This is a genomic window from Streptomyces sp. B21-083 (genome assembly GCF_036898825.1).
GTDB lineage: Bacteria > Actinomycetota > Actinomycetes > Streptomycetales > Streptomycetaceae > Streptomyces.
Genome location: NZ_JARUND010000001.1, coordinates 1,677,741 through 1,697,336, shown reverse-complemented (window position 1 = coordinate 1,697,336; position 19,596 = coordinate 1,677,741). Strand labels below are relative to the sequence as shown.

Genomic DNA, 19,596 nt, shown 5'->3' with positions numbered 1-19,596 from the left:
GCAGAAATGAAGCAGCACACGGTCATCGACAGCCCGTACGGCCTCCTCACCCTCGTGGCCGACGACGGAGTCCTCTGCGGCCTCTACATGGTCGACCAGCGTCACCGCCCGGCCGAGGAGAACTTCGGCGCACGCGAGGACACTCCCTTCGGGGAGACGATCGAGCAGCTGACGGCCTATTTCCAGGGCGAGTTGAAGGAGTTCACCCTCGAACTCCGGCTCTCCGGCAGCGACTTCCAGTGCAGCGTCTGGGAGCAGCTGTGCCGTATCCCGTACGGCGAGACCCGCTCGTACGGTGAACTCGCCGACACCCTCGGCAACCCGAAGGCCTCCCGCGCCGTGGGACTCGCCAACGGCAGGAACCCGGTGGGCATCATCGTGCCGTGTCACCGCGTGGTCGGCGCCGACGGCAGCCTCACCGGATACGGGGGCGGCCTGGAACGCAAGCAGCGACTGCTGGACTTCGAACGGGGGCCGGCGCTCTTCTAGCGCGCCGCCGGGACCTTCCCCCAGGACCTTCCCTTCCGGAGTCCCTTCCGGCGCCTTCTTCAGCGCCGCTCCTCATGTTCCGTCTGTCTCTCCTGGCCCTCTCGCGCCTTCAGTCCCGCCCGCCCCACGCGAACGACCTTCGTCCCGCACCTTGTCGCCCGCCACCCCCCGGCGCATGATGTGGCGCTTTCTGTCGCGTTCATGGCAATGGTCTGGGAGGGGGGTCCGTGAGGGCTCGCCTCGAAGGTCGGTAGACGATGGAGTTCACCAGCCGTTCCACAGCTTCCGCGGCTCCCACACCCTTCGAACCTGACGGGGTGAGCAGAAGGCGTGTGCTGCAGGGGGCCGCCGCAGGCATGGGCGCGGTAACCCTGCCGATGGACGGTGCAGCCTCGAAGGCGCAGGTCGAGGCAGCCGAGCGGCAGACTTTCAGCCTGAATCTCGACTGGCGGTTCATCAGGTCGAATGTCGCCGGCGCCGAACGGACCACGTTCGACGACTCCGGGTGGGCCGTGGTCAGCGTGCCGCACACCTACAACGACGTGGACTCCTTCGACAACTGGATCGGCAGCTCGGGCGAGTCCTCGGTGGCGATGCAGCCGACGTGGTACCGCAAGCGCTTTCAGTTACCGGCCGAGCAGGCGGGCCACAAGGTGATCCTGGAACTGGAGGGCATCCGCCAAGCGGCCACGGTCCACCTGAACGGCGTCCTGATCGGCAGCTACGAGGCCGGAGTCACCCCGTTCGGGTTCGACCTCACCGACGAAGTCCTGTTCGGCGCCGACAACGTGCTCGCCATCTGCGCGGACAACACCAAGTGGCGGCCCGAGGTCGCGACCGGGATGCCCTTCCAGTGGGACACCCGGGACTTCAACCCCACCTTCGGCGGTCTCACCAGGAACGTCATCCTGCACGTCGTACCCAGGACCCACTTCACGCTCCCGCTCCACAGCAACCTCGGCACCATGGGCACCTACGTCTATCCGACGGCCGTCAACGTGTCCGGCCACACCGCGACGATCAACGCGGAAGCGCAGATCACCAACGACGAGAACCGATCCCGGACGCTGTCGGTGTCGGCCGAAGTCCTCGACGGACAGGGCGTGTCGGTGGGATCGCTGCCCGCCTCGACGGTCACGCTGGCTGCCGGCACGAGTCATGTCGTCAAGGTCGGCAGCCGGATCAGCGGGCTCACCTTCTGGTCACCGTCGTACCCCGCCCTCTACACCGTGCGACTGACGCTCGCGGAGGGGGAGACGGTCGTCGACACGTACACGGTCCGTACCGGCTTCCGGAAGGCCGAGTTCCGTGGCGGGGCGAGCACCGGCGGCGTCTACATCAATGACAAGCAGATCTTCCTCACCGGGTACGCGCAGCGCGCCACCAACGAATGGGCGGTGCTCGGCGACGCCGTGCCCGAATGGCTGCGTGACCACGACGGCCGGCTCATCCGGGAGAGCAACGCCAACCTGATCCGCTGGATGCACATCGCCGCGCAGCCCGCGAACATCCGGATGGCCGACCGGTACGGACTGGTGTCGGTCCAGCCCGCCGGGGACAAGGAGGCCGACGCCACCGGCGTGCAGTGGGACCAGCGTCTCGCGGCCATGCGGGATGTGATGATCTACTTCCGCAACAGTCCCAGCATCATGTTCTGGGAGTCCGGCAACAACTGGCTGACCGCCGACCACCAGCAGCAGATGCGGGCGCTGAAGCAGACCTGGGACCCCAGCGGCATGCGCGCGATCGGCTCCCGGGCCACCTCCGACAACTCCGCCTACGGGGGCACGGCGGCCGTGGACCAGTGCGAGTACATCGGCACGATGCTCAACCGCCACTACAGCGACTACGCCCGCGACCGCATGCCGCTCATCGAGTCCGAGTTCACCCGCGACGAGGCCCCCCGCCGCGTCTGGGACAACGTCTCCCCACCGGACTTCGGCTACCTCACCGGCCCGGACGTCACCTACCACTGGACCTCGGAGGACTTCGCCGCCACCGTCGCCGCGAGCACCCGACACGAGTTCTGGAGCCAGCGCATCCAAGGCCCCGGAAACAGCCGCTACTCCGGCGCGGCGGCTCTGACCTGGGCGGACTCCAACCAGCACGGCCGCCAGTACAACTGGGAGACATGCCGCCTCTCCGGCCGCGTCGACTCGGTCCGCGTCCCCAAGGAGACCTACTACACCCACCGCGTCATGCAGAGCCCCACCCCCGACCTGCACATCGTCGGCCACTGGACCTACCCGTCCGGCACGGTGAAGACGGTGTACGTCATGGCCGCCGGCGTCGCCCGGGTGGACCTGCTGGTCAACGGCAGATCGGTCGGTACGTCGACCTCCCCGCAGTACGACTTCCTGCACACCTTCACCGACGTCGCCTGGCAGTCCGGCACGATCACCGCGATCGGTTACGACTCGGCCGGCACCGAACTGTTCCGCGCCCAGAAACAGACGACGGGCCCCGCCGTCGCCCTCCGCCTCACGGCGCACGTCTCACCAGACGGTCTGAAGGCCGACGGCGCCGACGTGGCGATGATCGACGTCGAGGCGGTGGACTCGGCGGGCCGCCGCGTACCGACCGACCAGGCCCGGGTGGACTTCACGGTCACCGGCCCGGCGAAACTGCTCGGCGGTCACAACGCGGGCATCCCGTACAGCGTGTTCCAGTCCTACGTGAGCACGGAAGCGGGCATCAACAGAGTCTTCGTACGCGTGACGCGCACCGCCGGTGCCATCACCGTGCGCGCGACTCGCGCCGGCCTGGCCGGCGCCGCCGTGATGGTCACGTCCACACCTGTCACGACGACGGGGGGACTGACCGAGCGCCCGGCGCCGTGAACTCCACGCGGCTAGGCAGCTCCCGACTCCCTCAGTTCGCGCAGCAGTTGGGGCAGGGCCGTGCCGATCGGCTCGCGTACGACCTCGTCGGCCCGGTCGTCGTACGGGGTCGGCTCGGCGTTGACGATGACGAGCCGGGCGCCGTGGTCGGCGGCGACACCGGCGAGCCCGGCGGCGGGCTGGACCTGGAGGCTGGTCCCGACGGCGATGAACACCTGGCAGGCCTTGGTGATGGCCAGGGCGTCACCGAGCACGACCGGATCGAGGCGCTGGCCGAACATGACGGTCGCCGACTTCAGGATCCCGCCGCAGACGAGGCAGGCGGGATCGTCCTCGCCGGCGTCGACCCGGGCGAGGGCGTCCTCCATGGGCCCGCGCACCTGGCACGCGGTGCACACGAACTCCCTTGCGGTGCCGTGCAGTTCGAGCACCTTGCGGGCCGGCATGCCGGCGAGCTGGTGCAGCCCGTCCACGTTCTGCGTGATCACCCGCACCGGCACCCCGGCCCGCTCCAGCTCGGCCACGGCCAGGTGCGCGGAGTTGGGCTCGGCCTGCAGGGTCCGGTTGGCGCGCCGCAGCTGCCAGGAACGGCGCCGGATCTCGGGATCACCCATGTAGTAGTCGTACGTGACGAGCTTCTCGGCCTCGGGATCACGCCGCCACAGGCCGTTCGGCCCGCGATAGTCGGGGATGCCGGAGTCGGTCGAGATACCGGCGCCGCTGAGGACGGCGACGAGGGGCTTGGTCATGGAGCCGAGGGTAGGTTCCCGGGGGCCCGGGCGGCGACCGGTTAACCGTCCGGGGAGCTGCCGCCCTCGTCCTCGTCGCCGTACCCCTGTACGAATGCCCGGCCGGTGTTAATGTCCCCGCATGGCAGCCAAGGTCTCCGTCTCCCTCGACGCCCAACTCGTCGTCGAAGTCATGGTGCTCGCGGGCGTCGGCAACCCGCAGGACGCCGTCGAGCTCGTCGTGCGGGACTACATCGCGCGCGGTCACCGCACGGAGGCCCGGGTCGCCGAGCGCGACGACGTACGGCGTGCGGGGAACGACGTGAAGCCGCCGGACGTCCAGGGCTGAACCCCGGCCCGGGGTGGCCGTCAGGCCACCCGGTCACCGTTCTCCAGCTCGGCCGTTCCCGCGCCCTCCGCCAGGACGTCGAGGCCGTGCAGCACCCGGCGGCCCAGGGAGCCCCGGAGGTACTCGGTGAGTTCCTCGCGCGGTACGAGCCGCCACGACAGCAGCTCCGACTCCTGCAAGGTGATCGACTTGAGCTCGTCCTCGCTGAGGACGCCACCGTCGTACAGGTAAGCCACCAGCGGCGGATGGCCCGCGATGTGGACCCAGTCGACGGCCAGCAGCCGGCCGAGTTCCCGGTCGAGGCCGATCTCCTCAAGGGTCTCCCGGCGTGCGCCCTGACGCGGGGTCTCCCCGGTGTCCGACTCGATCGTGCCGCCCGGAAGTGCCCAGCCCTCACGGTAGTTGGGCTCGACGAGCAGAATCCGGCCGTCGGCGTCACGGAAGAGCGCGGCGGCGCCGGCCAGGACGCGGGGCAGGCCGGCGATGTACGTGGCGAAGTCTTGAATGGTCACCTGGGAAGCGTAACCAGGGAAAGGACGGCGAAAGGGTCCGGCGGGCTTCCGTCACACCTGCGGGTGTCCCAACCGCAGGGTCCGCTCGGCCAGTTCACTGATCCGCACTCCGTCGAAGCCGAACACCGCGCTGCGTACGGTGTCCTCCAGGGGGTCCTTCCACTGGCTCGGGATCGCCTCCGCACCGCACAGCACGCCCGCCACCGAGCCCGCCGTCGCGCCGTTCGAGTCGGTGTCCAGGCCACCCCGGACGGTCAGCGCGATCGTGCGGGTGAAGTCGCCGTCGCCGTACAGGAGCCCGGCGGTCAGGACGGCGATGTTCGGCACCGCGTGGATCCAGCCGAGCCCGGCGGTCTCCGCGGCGACCGTGTCGAGAGTGTCCTCCCAGGTCAGCCGCGTCCGGTGCAACGCGACGACCCGGCGCACCGTCCGGGCCAGCCGGCTGCTCGCCGGGATCACCGTCAGCGCCGTGTCCAGGGCGCGGCGCACCGTGGGTGCCGTGAACGCCGCAGAGATCAGTGCCGCCGCGAACATCGCCCCGTACACACCGTTGCCCGTGTGCGAGAGGACGGCGTCCCTGCGCGCCAGGTAGGCGGCGTGCCGCGGGGTGTCCGGGCAGGTCCAGCCGTAGATGTCGGCGCGGATCTGGGCGCCGATCCACTCCTGGTAGGGGTTGTCGTACGTGGCGGTCAGCGGCGGCTTGAGACCGGCCGTGAGGTTGCGATAGGCGACGCGTTCCGCCGTGAACGTCTGGAGGAACGGCAGCCGCAGCAGCCACAGTTGGCCGACCTGCTCGGTGCTGAAGTCGAAACCGTGCGTCTCCAGCAGGTCCAGGCCGAGGATCGCGTAGTCGACGTCGTCGTCACGGCAGCTGCCGTGGATCCGGCCGCGTACGCACTCACGCCACTCCTTGCGCAGCCGGAAGCCGTCGGTGTCGTCGTCCCCGTCCTGGCTGCCGGCCGGCGGCTCGGGCAGGTAGTCCGTGAGCGGCAGGGCGCCGGTGTGCCGCAGATAGCGGTCGATGCGGTCGCGCGTCCAGTAGTCGCCCCGCTCGACCGGCTTGCCGAGCATGTTGCCGGCGATCCTGCCGAGCCAGCCGCCTAGAACACGGTCGGCCTGTCCGGTGGTGGTGCCCACAGCGGTCATCCCTCCGGTCTACCACCATCCGGCCTCGGGGATGCCCCGGCTGTGAGCCGCCGGGAGGGCATGACGGGGCGGGGCTCCTCCGGTTAAGGTCGCAGCGGCGCGACTGCCCTGATCTGTGCGGGGCCGGAAAGCAAGGGGAGTACAGGGTGGCGGACGCTGCGGGTACGGCGCGTGGGACAGGTGTGCGGACGGCACGGGTGCTGATCGCCGCCGACAAGTTCAAGGGATCGCTGACGGCCGTGGAGGTCGCCGAGCGGGTGACCGCCGGACTGCGCAGGGCGGCACCCGGTGTCGAGGTCGAGTCGCTGCCAGTGGCCGACGGCGGTGACGGGACGGTGGCCGCCGCGGTCGCCGCCGGATTCGAACGGTGTGAGACACGGGTCGCGGGGCCGCTCGGGCACGAGGTGACGGCCGCTTTCGCGCTGCGCGGCGACACGGCCGTGGTGGAGATGGCGGAGGCGAGCGGGCTGCAGCGGCTGCCCGCGGGCGTCTGCGCGCCGCTCACGGCATCGACGTACGGCTCCGGCGAACTGCTGCGGGCCGCGCTGGACGCGGGCGCGCGCACGATCGTCTTCGGGGTCGGCGGCAGCGCCACCACCGACGGGGGCGCGGGCATGCTGTCCGCGCTCGGCGCGCGCTTCCTGGACGCCGACGGCGAGCCCGTGCCGCCCGGCGGCGGCGGCCTGGAGGGACTCGTCACGGCCGACCTGTCGGGCCTCGACACCCGCCTCGCGGACGTAGATCTCGTGCTGGCCAGCGACGTGGACAACCCGCTGACCGGGCCGACGGGCGCGCCCGCGGTGTACGGCCCGCAGAAGGGTGCCTCCCCGGCCGACGTGGCGGCCCTGGACGAAGCCCTCGCGCACTACGCGAAGGTTCTGGAGACGGCGATCGGCCCGAAGGCCGCCGAGCACGCCGCCGCACCAGGCGCGGGCGCCGCCGGCGGTATCGGCTACGGCGCCCTGGTCCTCGGCGCCCGGTTCCGGCCCGGCATCGAGGTCATGCTCGACGTCCTCGGCTTCGCGCCCGCGCTGGACCGCGCGACGCTGGTGATCACCGGCGAGGGCTCCCTCGACGAGCAGACCCTGCACGGCAAGGCCCCGGCCGGCGTCGCAGCGGCGGCACGGGCGCAGGGCCGCGAGGTCGTCGCGGTCTGCGGACGCCTGGCCCTGCGCCCGGAGGCACTGGGCCGGGCCGGTATCCGACGCGCGTACCCCCTGACGGAGATCGAGCCGGACATCGCGAAGTGCATCGCCGACGCCGGGCCGATCCTGGAGCGGGTCGCCGAGAACATCGGACGGGACTTCCTGGTCTGACAGCGACGCCGAGGGACCAGATCCCCTGGGAGTCACCCGTTTCCAGCCAACCGCGACGCCTCTTCCTACGCGCCCGTCGGCCCCGACAGCCGGTACGCGTCCAGCGCGGACGTCATCTCGATCAGATCCCGTGGCCTGGCCGGTGACCTGGATGGGCGCGACGGGCGGTATCAGGGCCGTACGGGAGTCCTCGGCGTCATCCGCCACGGAGGGCTACGCGCCGGGCGCGTGAGCAGGGAAGAGCCCCGCACACAACGAGGAGGGCCCCGAACCGTCTACCGGTTCGGGGCCCTCCGTACGACTGCGTCACCGCGACCGCTACGGCAGCTGTGCCGCGCGTGCCTCGCGGCGGTTGCCGCGGAAGTTGTTCACCCGGCGTGCCGTCGCGAAGAGCGGGATCACCGCGCCCAGGACGAGCTGCAGGGCGCAGCCGGTCTGCAGGAGGAGCTGGCCGCCGGGGGCGTCGAAGGCCCAGGCCGCCAGCAGAGCCATCCCGGACACGATCCAGGAGACCATCGCGATCGCGAGCGGACCGCGCGGCTTCGGGTACTCGACCCGGCTCACCATCAGCCAGGCGGTGCCGACGATGGCCATGAGCGTGGCCACGAACGGCAGCTCCAGCAGCACGATCGAGACGACCGTCAGGGCACCGAAGGGACTCGGCATGCCCTGGAAGGTGCCGTCCTTCACCGTCACGCACGAGAATCTCGCGAGCCTCAGCACCACCGCGAGCAGGACGACGATCGCGCCGACCGCGGCCACCTTCTGGTACGCGTCGTCCGCGACCATGCCGTACACCAGCACGAAGTACGCGGGGGCGAGACCGAAGCTGATCAGGTCGGAGAGGTTGTCCAGCTCGGCGCCCATGGGGGAGGAGCGCAGCTTGCGGGCGACCAGACCGTCGAAGAGGTCGAAGACCGCGGCGCAGAGCATCAGGATCACCGCGGTCGCCGCCGAGTGACGGGCCATGCCCGACTCGTCACTGCCGGTGAGGTGCGGGATCAGGATGCCCGTGGTGGTGAAGTACACCGCCATGAAGCCGCAGGTCGCGTTACCGAGTGTGAGGGTGTCCGCTATCGAGAGGCGGAGAGAAAGAGGCATCTCCTCCTCGTCGTCACCCACCTCGTCGGCCTCCGGCACCCACTGGGTCTCGGGATCAATCACGGTCAATGCGAGTCACCCCTGCCACTGTCTTCTGGCCGACCTCGACCGCGACCTCGACACCCTCGGGGAGATAGATGTCGACGCGCGAGCCGAAACGGATCAGGCCGATCCGGTCGCCCTGCTCGACCTTCGTGCCCTGCGGGACGTACGGGACGATGCGGCGAGCGACCGCACCGGCGATCTGGATCATCTCGATGTCACCGAGCTCGGTGTCGAAGTGCCAGACAACTCTCTCGTTGTTCTCGCTCTCCTTGTTGAACGCCGGAACGAACCCGCCGGGGATGTGCTCGACGGACGTCACCGTGCCCGAGAGGGGCGCGCGGTTGACGTGTACGTTCAGCGGGCTCATGAAGATCGCGACGCGGGTACGGCCGTCCTTCCAGGGCATGATGCTCTGGACCACGCCGTCGGCGGGTGAGATGACCCGGCCCTGGGTGATCTCGCGCTCGGGATCGCGGAAGAACCACAGCATGCCCGCCGCCAGCGCGGTGACGGGTACGGCCACGGCCTTGGCGGCGCCGGACTTGCGCGCGCGTACCAGGCTGAGGGCTGCGGTGGCGACGGTCGGGAGGAGCCACGGCGATGCTCCGCGCGCCAGGCGTACGCCTGCCAGGCTGTCGCGAGGTGCAGAGGTTTGGCTGTGGGGCATGGATGACCTTCGTAGCGGATGATGCCGCGCGGTATCAGGGGACGGCGGCTTTCCGGCGATCGTAGCGGCTCACGACCACAACTGGGTAAGTCAGGAAGCTGAGTCGGCGGCTGAAGAGCGTTGACGGGGTGTGACCTTCAACTCGAAGAAAACACCCCGAAGCGGATGATCAGCCCTGGAATTTATACTCTTCGAGCAACCTGCGCCCGATGATCATTTTCTGGATCTCGGCGGTACCTTCGCCGATCAGCAGCATCGGAGCCTCGCGGTAGAGGCGCTCGATCTCGTACTCCTTGGAGAAGCCGTAGCCGCCGTGGATCCGGAAGGCGTCCTCCACGACCTCCTTGCAGTACTCGGAGGCGAGGTACTTCGCCATCCCTGCCTCAAGGTCGTTTCGCTCACCGGAGTCCTTTTTGCGTGCCGCGTTCACCATCATCGCATGGGCGGCCTCGACCTTGGTAGCCATCTCGGCCAGCTTGAACTGGATCGCCTGGTGCTGGGCGATCGCCTTGCCGAAGGTGTGGCGTTGCTGGGCGTACCGGACACCCAGCTCGAAGGCACGCTGAGCGACACCGCAGCCACGTGCCGCCACATTGACACGTCCCACCTCGACGCCGTCCATCATTTGGTAAAAACCTCGGCCGGTGGCGCCACCGAGAACGCGATTGGCCGGAATCCGTAGTCCGTCCATGATGAGTTCGGTGGTATCGACACCCTTGTAACCCATCTTGTCGATCTTGCCCGGGATGGTGAGCCCGGGCCGGACCTCACCGAAGCCCGCCTCCTTCTCGATCAGGAAGGTGGTCATCGACTTGTGGGGTGCGGTCCCCTCGGGATGTCCTTCGTCACTCCGGACGAGTACGGCGACCAGAGTGGACGTCCCACCGTTCGTCAGCCACATCTTCTGGCCGTCGAGGACGTACTCGTCGCCGTCCTTCACCGCCTTCGATTTGATGGCCGACACGTCCGAGCCGAGCCCCGGCTCCGACATGGAGAAGGCGCCGCGGACGTCGCCCGCCGCCATCCTCGGCAGGAAGTGGTCCTTCTGCTCCTGCGTGCCGTGCTGCTTGAGCATGTACGCCACGATGAAGTGCGTGTTGATGATCCCGGAGACCGACATCCAGCCGCGCGCGATCTCCTCGACGCAGAGCGCGTACGTCAGGAGCGACTCGCCCAGACCGCCGTACTCCTCGGGGATCATCAGGCCGAACAGGCCCAACTCCTTGAGGCCGTCGACGATTTGCTGCGGATACTCGTCGCGGTGCTCCAGCTCGGTCGCGACCGGGATGATCTCCTTGTCCACGAAGTCCCGGACCGTGGACAGGATCTCCTGCTGGATGTCGGTCAGACCGGCCGTCTGGGCGAGTCGCGCCATGGCTACTTCTCCTGCTCCTTGAGCTGGGGCCGGCCGGGCTGTTCGCCGCCGCGCTCCTTGATGTACGTCTCGGTCGGCACCATCACCTTGCGGCGGAACACGCAGACCAGCGTGCCGTCCTGCTTGTAGCCCTTCGTCTCCACGTAGACGATCCCGCGGTCGTTCTTCGACCGGGAGGGCGTCTTGTCGAGGACGGTCGTCTCGCCGTAGATCGTGTCGCCGTGGAAGGTCGGCGCCACGTGCTTCAGCGACTCGACCTCCAGGTTGGCGATCGCCTTGCCCGACACGTCCGGCACGGACATGCCCAGCAGCAGCGAGTAGACGTAGTTCCCCACGACGACGTTCTTGCCGAAGTCGGTCGTGTTCTCCGCGTAGTTGGCGTCCATGTGGAGCGGGTGGTGGTTCATCGTCAGGAGACAGAAGAGATGGTCGTCGTACTCCGTGACCGTCTTTCCGGGCCAGTGCTTGTAGACCGCCCCGACCTCGAACTCCTCGTAGGTGCGTCCGAACTGCATGGTGCTCAGGCCTCCGGGGCTTCGAACTTGGACGTGCGCCGCAGGCCGGCCGCGCGGCCCTTGCCCGAGATGACCAGCGCCATCTTGCGGCTGGCCTCGTCGATCATCTCGTCGCCGATCATCGCGGAGCCCTTCTTACCGCCCGCCTCGGACGTGTAGTACTCGTACGCGTCCAGGATCAGCTCGGCGTGGTCGAAGTCCTCCTGCGAGGGGGAGAAGATCTCGTTGGACGCCTCGACCTGGCCCGGGTGCAGCACCCACTTGCCGTCGAAACCGAGGGCGGCGGCCCGCCGGGCGACCTCGCGGTAGCCGTCCACGTTGCGGATCTGCAGGTAGGGGCCGTCGATCGCCTGGAGGTTGTTGGCGCGGGCGGCCATAAGGATCTTCATCAGGATGTAGTGGTAGGCGTCCGCCGGGTAGCCGGGCGGCTGCTCACCCACGACCAGCGACTTCATGTTGATCGACGCCATGAAGTCGGCCGGGCCGAAGATGATCGTCTCGACGCGCGGGGACGCCGTCGCGATCTCGTTGACGTTGTTGAGGCCCTGGGCGTTCTCGATCTGCGCCTCGATGCCGATCCTGCCGACCTCGAAGCCCATCGTCTTCTCGATCTGGGTGAGCAGGAGGTCCAGCGCGACGACCTGCTGGGCGGTCTGCACCTTCGGCAGCATGATGCAGTCGAGGTTCGGGCCCGCGCCCTCGACCACCGTCACGACATCGCGGTACGTCCACTCGGTCGTCCAGTCGTTGACCCGCACGACCCTCGTCTTGCCCGTCCAGTCGCCCTCGTTGAGGAACTTGACGATGGTGTGCCGCGCCTCGGGCTTCGCGAGCGGGGCGCACGCGTCCTCCAGGTCCAGGAAGACCTGGTCGGCCGGCAGGCCCTGGGCCTTCTCCAGGAAACGGGGGTTGCTCCCGGGGACCGCGAGGCAGGAGCGTCGCGGACGCAGACGGTTGACGGGCGGTGTCATGCGGGGACCTCCAGGGGGTCGAGCTTGTTCGCTTTCCGGATCTCGTCGACGATGCGGCCGATGATTCCGGTGATGTCGAAGTCCTTCGGGGTGAAGACCGCGGCCACGCCCGCAGCCTTCAGCTGTTCGGCGTCACCATGGGGGATGATCCCACCGGCGATGACAGGGATGTCTGTGGCACCGGCCACACGGAGCCGTTCCAGCACGTCGGGCACCAGCTGGGCGTGCGAGCCGGACAGGATGGACAGCCCGACACCGTGCACGTCCTCGGCGATCGCCGCGTCCACGATCTGCTCCGGGGTGAGCCGGATGCCCTGGTAGACCACCTCGAACCCGGCGTCACGGGCCCGTACGGCGATCTGCTCGGCGCCGTTGGAGTGTCCGTCCAGACCTGGCTTGCCCACCAGGAAACGGAGCTTGCCGACGCCCATCTCCCGCGCCGTGATCTCCACCTTGCGGCGGACCAGCGCCAGCCCGGTGCCCTCCTGGGCGGTCACCGCGACGGGCGCGGACGAGACACCGGTCGGCGCCCGGAACTCCCCGAACACCTCGCGCAGGGCCCCGGCCCACTCACCGGTCGTGACGCCGGCCCGGGCGCACTCCAGGGTGGCCTCCATGAGGTTGTCGGTGCCCTTCGCGGCCTCCTTCAGCCGTTCCAGAGCCTTGCAGGGGCGCGGGTGGTTGAACGGCGGCTGGTACCGCGTGTCGCGCCAGCCCTGGAGCGCCGAGGTCACCCGGGCCTCGACGGCCGGGTCGACCGTCTGGATCGCCGCGTCGAGGTCGGCCGTGAGCGGGTTCGGCTCGGTCGACTCGAAGATGTTGACGCCGACGATCTTCTCCTGACCGGACTCGATACGGGCCCGCCGCTCGGCGTGCGAGGCGACGAGGTTCGACTTCAGGTAGCCCGACTCGACGGCGGCCATCGCGCCGCCCATCTCCTCGATCCGGGCGATCTCGGCGAGCGACTCCTCGACCAGCTCGGCCACCTTCGCCTCGATCACGTGCGACCCGGCGAAGATGTCCTCGTACTCCAGCAGATCGCTCTCGTAGGCGAGCACCTGCTGCATCCGCAGCGACCACTGCTGGTCCCAGGGCCGGGGGAGACCCAGCGCCTCGTTCCACGCCGGGAGCTGCACGGCACGCGCGCGTGCGTCCTTCGACAGCGTCACCGCCAGCATCTCCAGCACGATCCGCTGGATGTTGTTCTCCGGCTGTGCCTCGGTCAGCCCGAGGGAGTTGACCTGCACGCCGTACCGGAAGCGCCGCTGCTTGGGGTTCTCGATGCCGTACCGCTCGCGCGTGATCTGGTCCCAGATCCGCCCGAACGCCCGCATCTTGCACATCTCCTCGACGAACCGGACGCCCGCGTTCACGAAGAAGGAGATACGGGCGACGACGTCACCGAACTTCTCGGCGGGCACCTGCCCCGAGTCCCGTACGGCGTCGAGCACGGCGATGGCCGTCGACATGGCGTACGAGATCTCCTGGACCGGGGTCGCCCCCGCCTCCTGGAGGTGGTAGCTGCAGATGTTGATCGGGTTCCACTTGGGGATGTGGTTGACCGTGTAGCAGATCATGTCGGTCGTCAGCCGGAGCGAGGGTCCCGGCGGGAAGACGTGCGTGCCCCGGGACAGGTACTCCTTGACGATGTCGTTCTGGGTCGTCCCCTGGAGCGTGGTGATGTCGACACCCTGCTCCTCGGCGACCACCTGGTACAGGGCCAGCAGCCACATGGCGGTGGCGTTGATCGTCATCGAGGTGTTCATCTGGTCCAGGGGGATGTCCTGGAACAGCCGGCGCATGTCACCGACGTGCGAGACCGGCACGCCGACCCGGCCGACCTCGCCGCGGGCGAGGATGTGGTCGGGGTCGTAACCGGTCTGGGTCGGCAGGTCGAAGGCCACCGACAGACCTGTCTGGCCCTTGGCGAGGTTGCGCCGGTACAGCTCGTTGGACGCCTCGGCCGTGGAGTGACCGGCGTACGTGCGCATGAGCCACGGCCGGTCCCTTTCCTTTTGCTGACGCTCAGTCATCGGTGACCTCCGGCTCTCAGATGTTCCGGAAGCGGTTGATGGCGTCGATGTGCTGGGCGCGCTTCTCCGCGTCGCGCACACCGAGGCCCTCCTCGGGGGCCAGGCACAGGACGCCGACCTTGCCCTGGTGGAGGTTGCGGTGGACGTCGTAGGCGGCCTGCCCGGTCTCCTCCAGGGAGTACACCTTGGACAGCGTCGGGTGGATCTTGCCCTTGGCGACCAGCCGGTTGGCCTCCCAGGCCTCGCGGTAGTTGGCGAAGTGCGAGCCGATGATCCGCTTGAGGGACATCCACAGGTAGCGGTTGTCGTACTCGTGGTTGAAGCCGGAGGTGGAGGCGCAGGTGACGATCGTGCCGCCCTTGCGGGTGACGTAGACGGACGCGCCGAAGGTCTCGCGGCCGGGGTGCTCGAAGACGATGTCGACGTCCTCGCCGCCGGTCAGCTCACGGATGCGCTTGCCGAAGCGCTTCCACTCGCGCGGGTCCTGGTTGTGCTCGTCGGCCCAGAACTTGTAGCCCTCGGCGTTGCGGTCGATGATCGCCTCGGCGCCCATCGCCCGGCAGATGTCCGCCTTCTGCTCGCTGGAGACGACACAGATGGGGTTGGCGCCCCCGGCCAGCGCGAACTGCGTGGCGTAGCTGCCGAGTCCGCCGCTCGCGCCCCAGATGAGGACGTTGTCGCCCTGCTTCATACCGGCGCCGTTGCGCGAGACCAGCTGGCGGTACGCGGTGGAGTTGACGAGGCCCGGGGCCGCCGCCTCCTCCCAGCTGAGGTGGTCCGGCTTCGGCATCAGCTGGTTGGACTTGACAAGTGCGATCTCCGCCAGACCGCCGAAGTTCGTCTCGAAGCCCCAGATGCGCTGCTCGGGGTCGAGCATCGTGTCGTTGTGTCCGTCGCTGGACTCCAGCTCGACGCTCAGGCAGTGCGCGACGACCTCGTCGCCGGGCTTCCAGGAGTTGACGCCCGGGCCGGTGCGCAGGACGACGCCCGCGAGGTCGGAGCCGATGACGTGGTACGGGAGGTCGTGGCGCTTGGTGAGCTCGCTGAGCCTGCCGTAGCGCTCCAAGAAGCCGAACGTCGACATCGGCTCGAAGATCGACGTCCAGACAGAGTTGTAGTTGACACTCGATGCCATGACGGCCACCAGGGCCTCGCCCGGGCCGAGCTCCGGCACCGGGACGTCGTCCAGGTGGATCGACTTACGGGGGTCCTTGTCGCGGGTTTCGAGGCCCGCGAACATGTCCGTCTCGTCCTTGTGCACGGTGATCGCACGGTACGACTCGGGGAGCGGCATTGCGGCGAAGTCGGCGGGAGTCGACTCCGGCGACTGGATCGCGTCCAGGATGTCCTTGATGGTCACGGTATTGCCTCCGGCGAATGGCGTCTTGAGGGGAGACGCTGAGGGTTTCGTCGATGTTCTGCTGAGGGTTGGGTGAGGCGTGCCGTCGGTTCGGCAGGTGGTGCTTCCGGCAGCGCGGGGTGGCGCGGAGGTTGCCTGTGACGCAGGCGTCCGGGCGCGCAAGCACGTGGTTTGCGGGGACAGCCGACGTACGAATGGTCTCTGCACGCCGGCCGCCCGGACACCTTCACGGTATGGCACCCCGTGTCAGGTGACAAGGCACTGGGTGCCAGAAATTGAACTCAAATGAAATCTTTACGTAACAAATGAGCGATGATCGATCAAAAGCTACTGGGGAGTAGACCAAGGGGCAGGTCTCGCGGGCACAGAAAAGGCGGGCCGCAGTAGCTGCGACCCGCCGCTTTCCGGAGATTCTCTACGACCGTTCCTTCAGCGCCTGTTCGATGGTGCGCATCACCTCGTCGAGCGGTGCGTCGGTCCGCGCGACCGCCACCAGCACCTCCCCCTGAGAGGTCACCGAGGCCGGCACCGTCCGGGGTGCGGTGTCCCTCCCGACACCGATGCCCGTACCGAAGGTCTTCTGCACGATCCCGAAGGCGTGGTCGAGCTGTGCCTCGACATCACCCTGACCGCCCGCCCGCAGCCAGCGCCGCAGGACGTGGTTGTGGGCGGTGACCACGGCCGACGCGGCGACCTCCGCCAGCAGCGGGTCGTCGTTCGCGTCGTCGTCGTGCGCGTGCTCGTCGAAGTGGCCCAGGAGGTAACGGGTGAAGAGGCGTTCGTAGCGGGCGACCGACGCGATCTCCGCCTCCCGCAGGGTGGGGACCTCGCGCGTCAGCTTGTAGCGGGCGACCGAGATCTCCGGCCGGGCCGCGTACATCTTCATGACTTCCTTGATGCCGCGGCACACGGTGTCGAGCGGATGTTCGTGCGCCGGCGCCGCGTTGAGCACCGCCTCCGCCCGGATCAACGTGTCGTCGTGGTCCGGGAAGATCGCCTCTTCCTTGGAACGGAAGTGCCGGAAGAAGGTGCGGCGGGCCACGCCGGCCCGGGCCGCGATCTCGTCGACGGTGGTGCCCTCGTAGCCCTTGGTCGAGAACAGCTCCATCGCCGCGGCCGCCAGTTCGCGGCGCATCTTGAGCCGCTGAGCGGCGGCGCGACCGCCCGCGGCGCTTTCCGGCGCGTCGGGCGTGGCTGGGGTACGGGAGGACCTGGCGGGCTGGGACATGACCCGAACGTACTGCATGTGCGCGGGGTGCCGCGCCCGCCCGGGATCACCCCCGCCCCGGGCGGGCGGAGGTGCCGAGGCCGGGCCGAGCAGCCCGCCCCAGTCGTTCTCCTGACCGAAGACGGGTCCGAGGCCGGGTCCGGACCGGTCGCCGGGCCCGTCAGCGGCGGGCATATTCGCGGAAGCCGCGGCCCGTCTTGCGGCCGAGGCAGCCCGCAGCCACCAGGTGCTCCAGCAGCGGCGCGGGAGCCAGGCCCGGATCACGGAACTCGCGGTGCAGGACCTTCTCGATGGCCAGGGAGACGTCCAGCCCGACCACGTCCAGCAGTTCGAACGGGCCCATCGGGTAGCCGCCGCCCAGCTTCATCGCCGCGTCGATGTCGTCAAGAGACGCGTAGTGCTCCTGCACCATCTTGATCGCGTTGTTGAGATACGGGAAAAGCAGTGCGTTGACGATGAATCCGGCTCGGTCGCCGCAGTCCACCGCATGCTTCTTGATCTTGACGCAGACCTCACGGACCGTCGAGTGGACGTCGTCGGCGGTCAGCACCGTACGGACGACCTCGACCAGCTTCATCGCCGGCGCCGGGTTGAAGAAGTGCATGCCGATCACGTCCTCGGGACGCGAGGTGGCCCGGGCGCACGTGACGACGGGCAACGAGGAGGTGGTCGTGGCCAGCACCGCGCCCGGCTTGCAGACCTTGTCCAGTGCCGCGAACAGCTGCTGCTTGACCTCCAGGTCCTCGGCGACGGCCTCGACGGCCAGATCGACATCCGCGAAGGCGTCGTACGAGCCCGCCGCGGTGATCCGGTCGAGGGTCTGCGCGGCGGCCTCGGCGGTCAGCCGGCCCTTGTCGACGGAGCGGGCCAGCGACTTGCCGATCCTGGCCTTGGCCGTCCCCGCCTTCTCCTCGCTGCGCGCGGCGAGGACCACCTCGTACCCGGCCTTGGCGAAGACCTCGGCGATACCGGAGGCCATCGTGCCGGAGCCGGCGACACCGACGGAGCGGACGGCGCGGCCGGGGGTCTCGGGAGGGCCGGCCAGCGGGGTCAGCGCGTCCGCCACGACCGTCGCGCTGCCGGGCGCCTCGTAGGAGTAGAAGCCGCGCCCCGCCTTCCTGCCGGTCAGGCCCGCCTCGCTGAGCTGCTTGAGGACGGGCGCCGGGGCGTGCAGCCGGTCGTGGGACTCGGCGTACATGGCCTCCAGGACCGTACGGGCGGTGTCGATGCCGATCAGGTCGAGCAGGGCGAGGGGGCCCATGGGCAGACCGCAGCCGAGCCGCATCGCCGCGTCGATGTCCTCGCGGGAGGCGTACTTCGCCTCGTACATCGCGGCGGCCTGGTTGAGGTAGCCGAACAGCAGTCCGTCGGCGACGAATCCGGGGCGGTCGCCGACCGCGACGGGCTCCTTGCCGAGCTCGATCGCCAGGTCGGTGACCGCGGCGACGGCCTTCGGCGCGGTCAGCACCGACGAGACGACCTCGACCAGCTTCATCGCGGGCGCCGGGTTGAAGAAGTGCAGGCCCAGCACGCGCTCGGGACGCGCCGAGTCGGCCGCGAGACGGGTGACGGAGAGGGCGTTGGTGCCGGTCGCGAGGATCGTCTCCGGTCGCACGATGTCGTCGAGGGCGCGGAAGATCTGGTGCTTGATGTCGTACGACTCCGGTGCCACCTCGATGACCAGGTCGGCGTCGGCCGCCTCACGCAGGTCGGTGGAGGTGCGGAAGCGGGCGAGGACGTCCTCGCGCTCCTGTTCGGTGAGCCGGCCGCGCACCACGGCACGGGCGGTGGACGTCTCCAGGGTGGCGACGGCCTTGGCGGCCGTGGCCTCGCTGATGTCGATACCGACGACCTCGCGGCCGGCGCGGGTGAGGACCTCGGTGATGCCGGTGCCCATCGTGCCGAGGCCGACCACGGCGACGGTCCTGAGCGGCGACGGAGAGGTGTGGGACAGGGGAGTGGCCATCGCGGGACTCCAGAATGAGGTGGTGACGACTGGGAGCACCTACGTGGTACGCCGAGAAGGCGCACCGGGTGCGAGAAGGAGTGCGGGTGTCACCGGGCTGCGAGCGCACACGCCCGGGGAACGGCGGATCCGACCGGCCCTGTCCCGAACCGGGGTCGTACTGCGGTACATGCGGTACGCGAGGTACCGAACCGACCAGCACTCACGACGGCTGCGTCACCAGGCCGTCGTCAGCAAGTAGTACAGGCGAGTGGGTAACTCGCTCGTCTGAGCTTAACCGGTGGGTAACGAGCGCGCCAGCCCCCGGTTTTGTGATGTACGTCCAGGGATCCTGCCCACGCGGTCCCGCTCCCGCACCTAATCTCGGCACCATGGACGAAGAGTTGCGATCGCTCACGGAGCGCTTACGGGCCGAGGCCGGGGCCGGCACCTCGGAGACGTACGAACGCCTGGTGGCGACCGGAGACCCCGACGAGCTGGCGGATGTCCTCACCGCCCCCGGACAGCCCCTGTGGGCCAGGGAGTTGGCCGCGTTCAGGCTCGGGCTCGTGGGGGACCGGCGAGCCTTCGAGGCCCTCGTCCTCCTCCTCAACCACCGTGACCCGCAGCGCTGTGCCTCCGCCGCCTACGCTCTGGCCCGCCTCGGCGATCCGCGCACGGCCCGGGCGGCAGCGGCCCTCGCCACCAACGAACTGCGCGTCGCCTACGCCCTGCACCCGGTCCGGCTGTTGGGCGAGCTGCGTGCCCCCGAGTCGGTGCCGGCGCTGATCACCACGCTGGCCCGCCGTCTGACGCCGCACGACCCCTACCGGCGGGTGGCGCTCGCCTGTGTGGAGGCGTTGGGCACAATCGGGGACCGGCGGGCGGCACCGGTCCTGAACAAGGCCCTCGCACACCCCGCCCTCGCCGAGGCGGCGGTGCACGCCCTGGCGCGCATCCCCAAGCAGAGATGAGC

Annotated in this window: 17 protein-coding genes; 5 read left to right on the top strand and 12 right to left on the bottom strand. The window is 69.2% G+C overall.

All coding sequences use genetic code 11. The annotated features are described in order from the left end of the window. Positions 1 to 6: 6 nt before the first annotated feature. Together QA861_RS07435 and QA861_RS07430 are read left to right on the top strand one after the other, a co-directional pair. Entirely contained in the window at positions 7 to 489 is a 483-nt protein-coding gene (locus QA861_RS07435; protein ID WP_334587410.1) for a methylated-DNA--[protein]-cysteine S-methyltransferase, read from the top strand. Positions 490 to 806: 317 nt separating this feature from the next. Continuing rightward, the gene (locus QA861_RS07430; protein ID WP_334587409.1) at positions 807 to 3,329 is read left to right on the top strand and encodes a glycoside hydrolase family 2 protein; all 2,523 of its coding nucleotides are present in this window, start codon (positions 807 to 809) and stop codon (positions 3,327 to 3,329) included. Positions 3,330 to 3,340: 11 nt separating this feature from the next. Here QA861_RS07430 and QA861_RS07425 read toward each other — a convergent pair whose 3' ends face one another. Further along, positions 3,341 to 4,078 carry an SIR2 family NAD-dependent protein deacylase gene (locus tag QA861_RS07425; protein ID WP_334587408.1) on the bottom strand — a complete coding sequence of 246 codons (738 nt, stop codon included), beginning with the start codon at positions 4,076 to 4,078 and terminating at the stop codon, positions 3,341 to 3,343. A gap of 121 nt (positions 4,079 to 4,199) precedes the next feature. Here QA861_RS07425 and QA861_RS07420 point away from each other — a divergent pair, with 121 nt between their 5' ends. Next, entirely contained in the window at positions 4,200 to 4,406 is a 207-nt protein-coding gene (locus QA861_RS07420; RefSeq protein WP_334587407.1) for a DUF2191 domain-containing protein, read from the top strand. A gap of 20 nt (positions 4,407 to 4,426) precedes the next feature. On the opposite strand, the gene QA861_RS07415 is transcribed toward QA861_RS07420, so the two are convergent. Together QA861_RS07415 and QA861_RS07410 are read right to left on the bottom strand one after the other, a co-directional pair. Then, positions 4,427 to 4,918 (bottom strand): NUDIX domain-containing protein, encoded by a 492-nt coding sequence (locus QA861_RS07415; RefSeq protein WP_334587406.1) that lies wholly within the window; start codon positions 4,916 to 4,918, stop codon positions 4,427 to 4,429. A 51-nt stretch (positions 4,919 to 4,969) separates the two neighbouring features. Further along, positions 4,970 to 6,064 (bottom strand): ADP-ribosylglycohydrolase family protein, encoded by a 1,095-nt coding sequence (locus tag QA861_RS07410; protein WP_334587405.1) that lies wholly within the window; start codon positions 6,062 to 6,064, stop codon positions 4,970 to 4,972. A gap of 197 nt (positions 6,065 to 6,261) precedes the next feature. On the opposite strand from QA861_RS07410, the gene QA861_RS07405 reads away from it, so the two are divergent. Continuing rightward, the gene (locus QA861_RS07405; RefSeq protein ID WP_334590484.1) at positions 6,262 to 7,380 is read left to right on the top strand and encodes a glycerate kinase; all 1,119 of its coding nucleotides are present in this window, start codon (positions 6,262 to 6,264) and stop codon (positions 7,378 to 7,380) included. Between the two features lie 318 nt (positions 7,381 to 7,698). Here the strand turns inward: QA861_RS07405 and pssA are convergent, their stop codons facing one another. The 9 genes from pssA to QA861_RS07360 all read right to left on the bottom strand — a co-directional run bounded on the left by pssA (position 7,699) and on the right by QA861_RS07360 (position 18,641). Beyond that, positions 7,699 to 8,520, bottom strand: coding sequence for a CDP-diacylglycerol--serine O-phosphatidyltransferase (gene pssA / locus QA861_RS07400; protein WP_044472421.1), 822 nt, complete (start codon positions 8,518 to 8,520; stop codon positions 7,699 to 7,701). A 16-nt stretch (positions 8,521 to 8,536) separates the two neighbouring features. Further along, on the bottom strand, positions 8,537 to 9,193 hold the full coding sequence (locus QA861_RS07395; protein ID WP_053739997.1) for a phosphatidylserine decarboxylase: 657 nt from the start codon (positions 9,191 to 9,193) through the stop codon (positions 8,537 to 8,539). Positions 9,194 to 9,362: 169 nt separating this feature from the next. Next, positions 9,363 to 10,568, bottom strand: a complete 1,206-nt coding sequence (locus tag QA861_RS07390; RefSeq protein ID WP_334587404.1) for an acyl-CoA dehydrogenase family protein — start codon at positions 10,566 to 10,568, stop codon at positions 9,363 to 9,365. A gap of 2 nt (positions 10,569 to 10,570) precedes the next feature. After that, positions 10,571 to 11,083 carry a MaoC family dehydratase gene (locus QA861_RS07385; protein ID WP_334587403.1) on the bottom strand — a complete coding sequence of 171 codons (513 nt, stop codon included), beginning with the start codon at positions 11,081 to 11,083 and terminating at the stop codon, positions 10,571 to 10,573. A gap of 5 nt (positions 11,084 to 11,088) precedes the next feature. Beyond that, the gene (locus tag QA861_RS07380) at positions 11,089 to 12,054 is read right to left on the bottom strand and encodes an HpcH/HpaI aldolase/citrate lyase family protein (RefSeq protein ID WP_334587402.1); all 966 of its coding nucleotides are present in this window, start codon (positions 12,052 to 12,054) and stop codon (positions 11,089 to 11,091) included. Then, complete coding sequence (locus tag QA861_RS07375) at positions 12,051 to 14,087, bottom strand: ethylmalonyl-CoA mutase (protein WP_334587401.1); 2,037 nt, start codon at positions 14,085 to 14,087, stop codon at positions 12,051 to 12,053. The genes QA861_RS07380 and QA861_RS07375 overlap by 4 nt, the downstream gene beginning before the upstream one ends. 16 nt (positions 14,088 to 14,103) lie before the next feature. Then, positions 14,104 to 15,441 (bottom strand): crotonyl-CoA carboxylase/reductase, encoded by a 1,338-nt coding sequence (gene ccrA, locus QA861_RS07370; RefSeq protein WP_044472425.1) that lies wholly within the window; start codon positions 15,439 to 15,441, stop codon positions 14,104 to 14,106. Between the two features lie 421 nt (positions 15,442 to 15,862). Next, positions 15,863 to 16,675, bottom strand: coding sequence for a TetR/AcrR family transcriptional regulator (locus QA861_RS07365; RefSeq protein WP_319094655.1), 813 nt, complete (start codon positions 16,673 to 16,675; stop codon positions 15,863 to 15,865). 160 nt (positions 16,676 to 16,835) lie between these two features. Continuing rightward, positions 16,836 to 18,641: a 3-hydroxyacyl-CoA dehydrogenase family protein gene (locus tag QA861_RS07360; protein ID WP_334587400.1), complete on the bottom strand. Its 1,806-nt coding sequence runs from the start codon at positions 18,639 to 18,641 to the stop codon at positions 16,836 to 16,838. A gap of 371 nt (positions 18,642 to 19,012) precedes the next feature. Between QA861_RS07360 and QA861_RS07355 the strand changes: the two genes are divergently transcribed. Then, positions 19,013 to 19,594 (top strand): adenylosuccinate lyase, encoded by a 582-nt coding sequence (locus QA861_RS07355; protein ID WP_334587399.1) that lies wholly within the window; start codon positions 19,013 to 19,015, stop codon positions 19,592 to 19,594. The last annotated feature ends 2 nt before the right edge of the window (positions 19,595 to 19,596 follow it).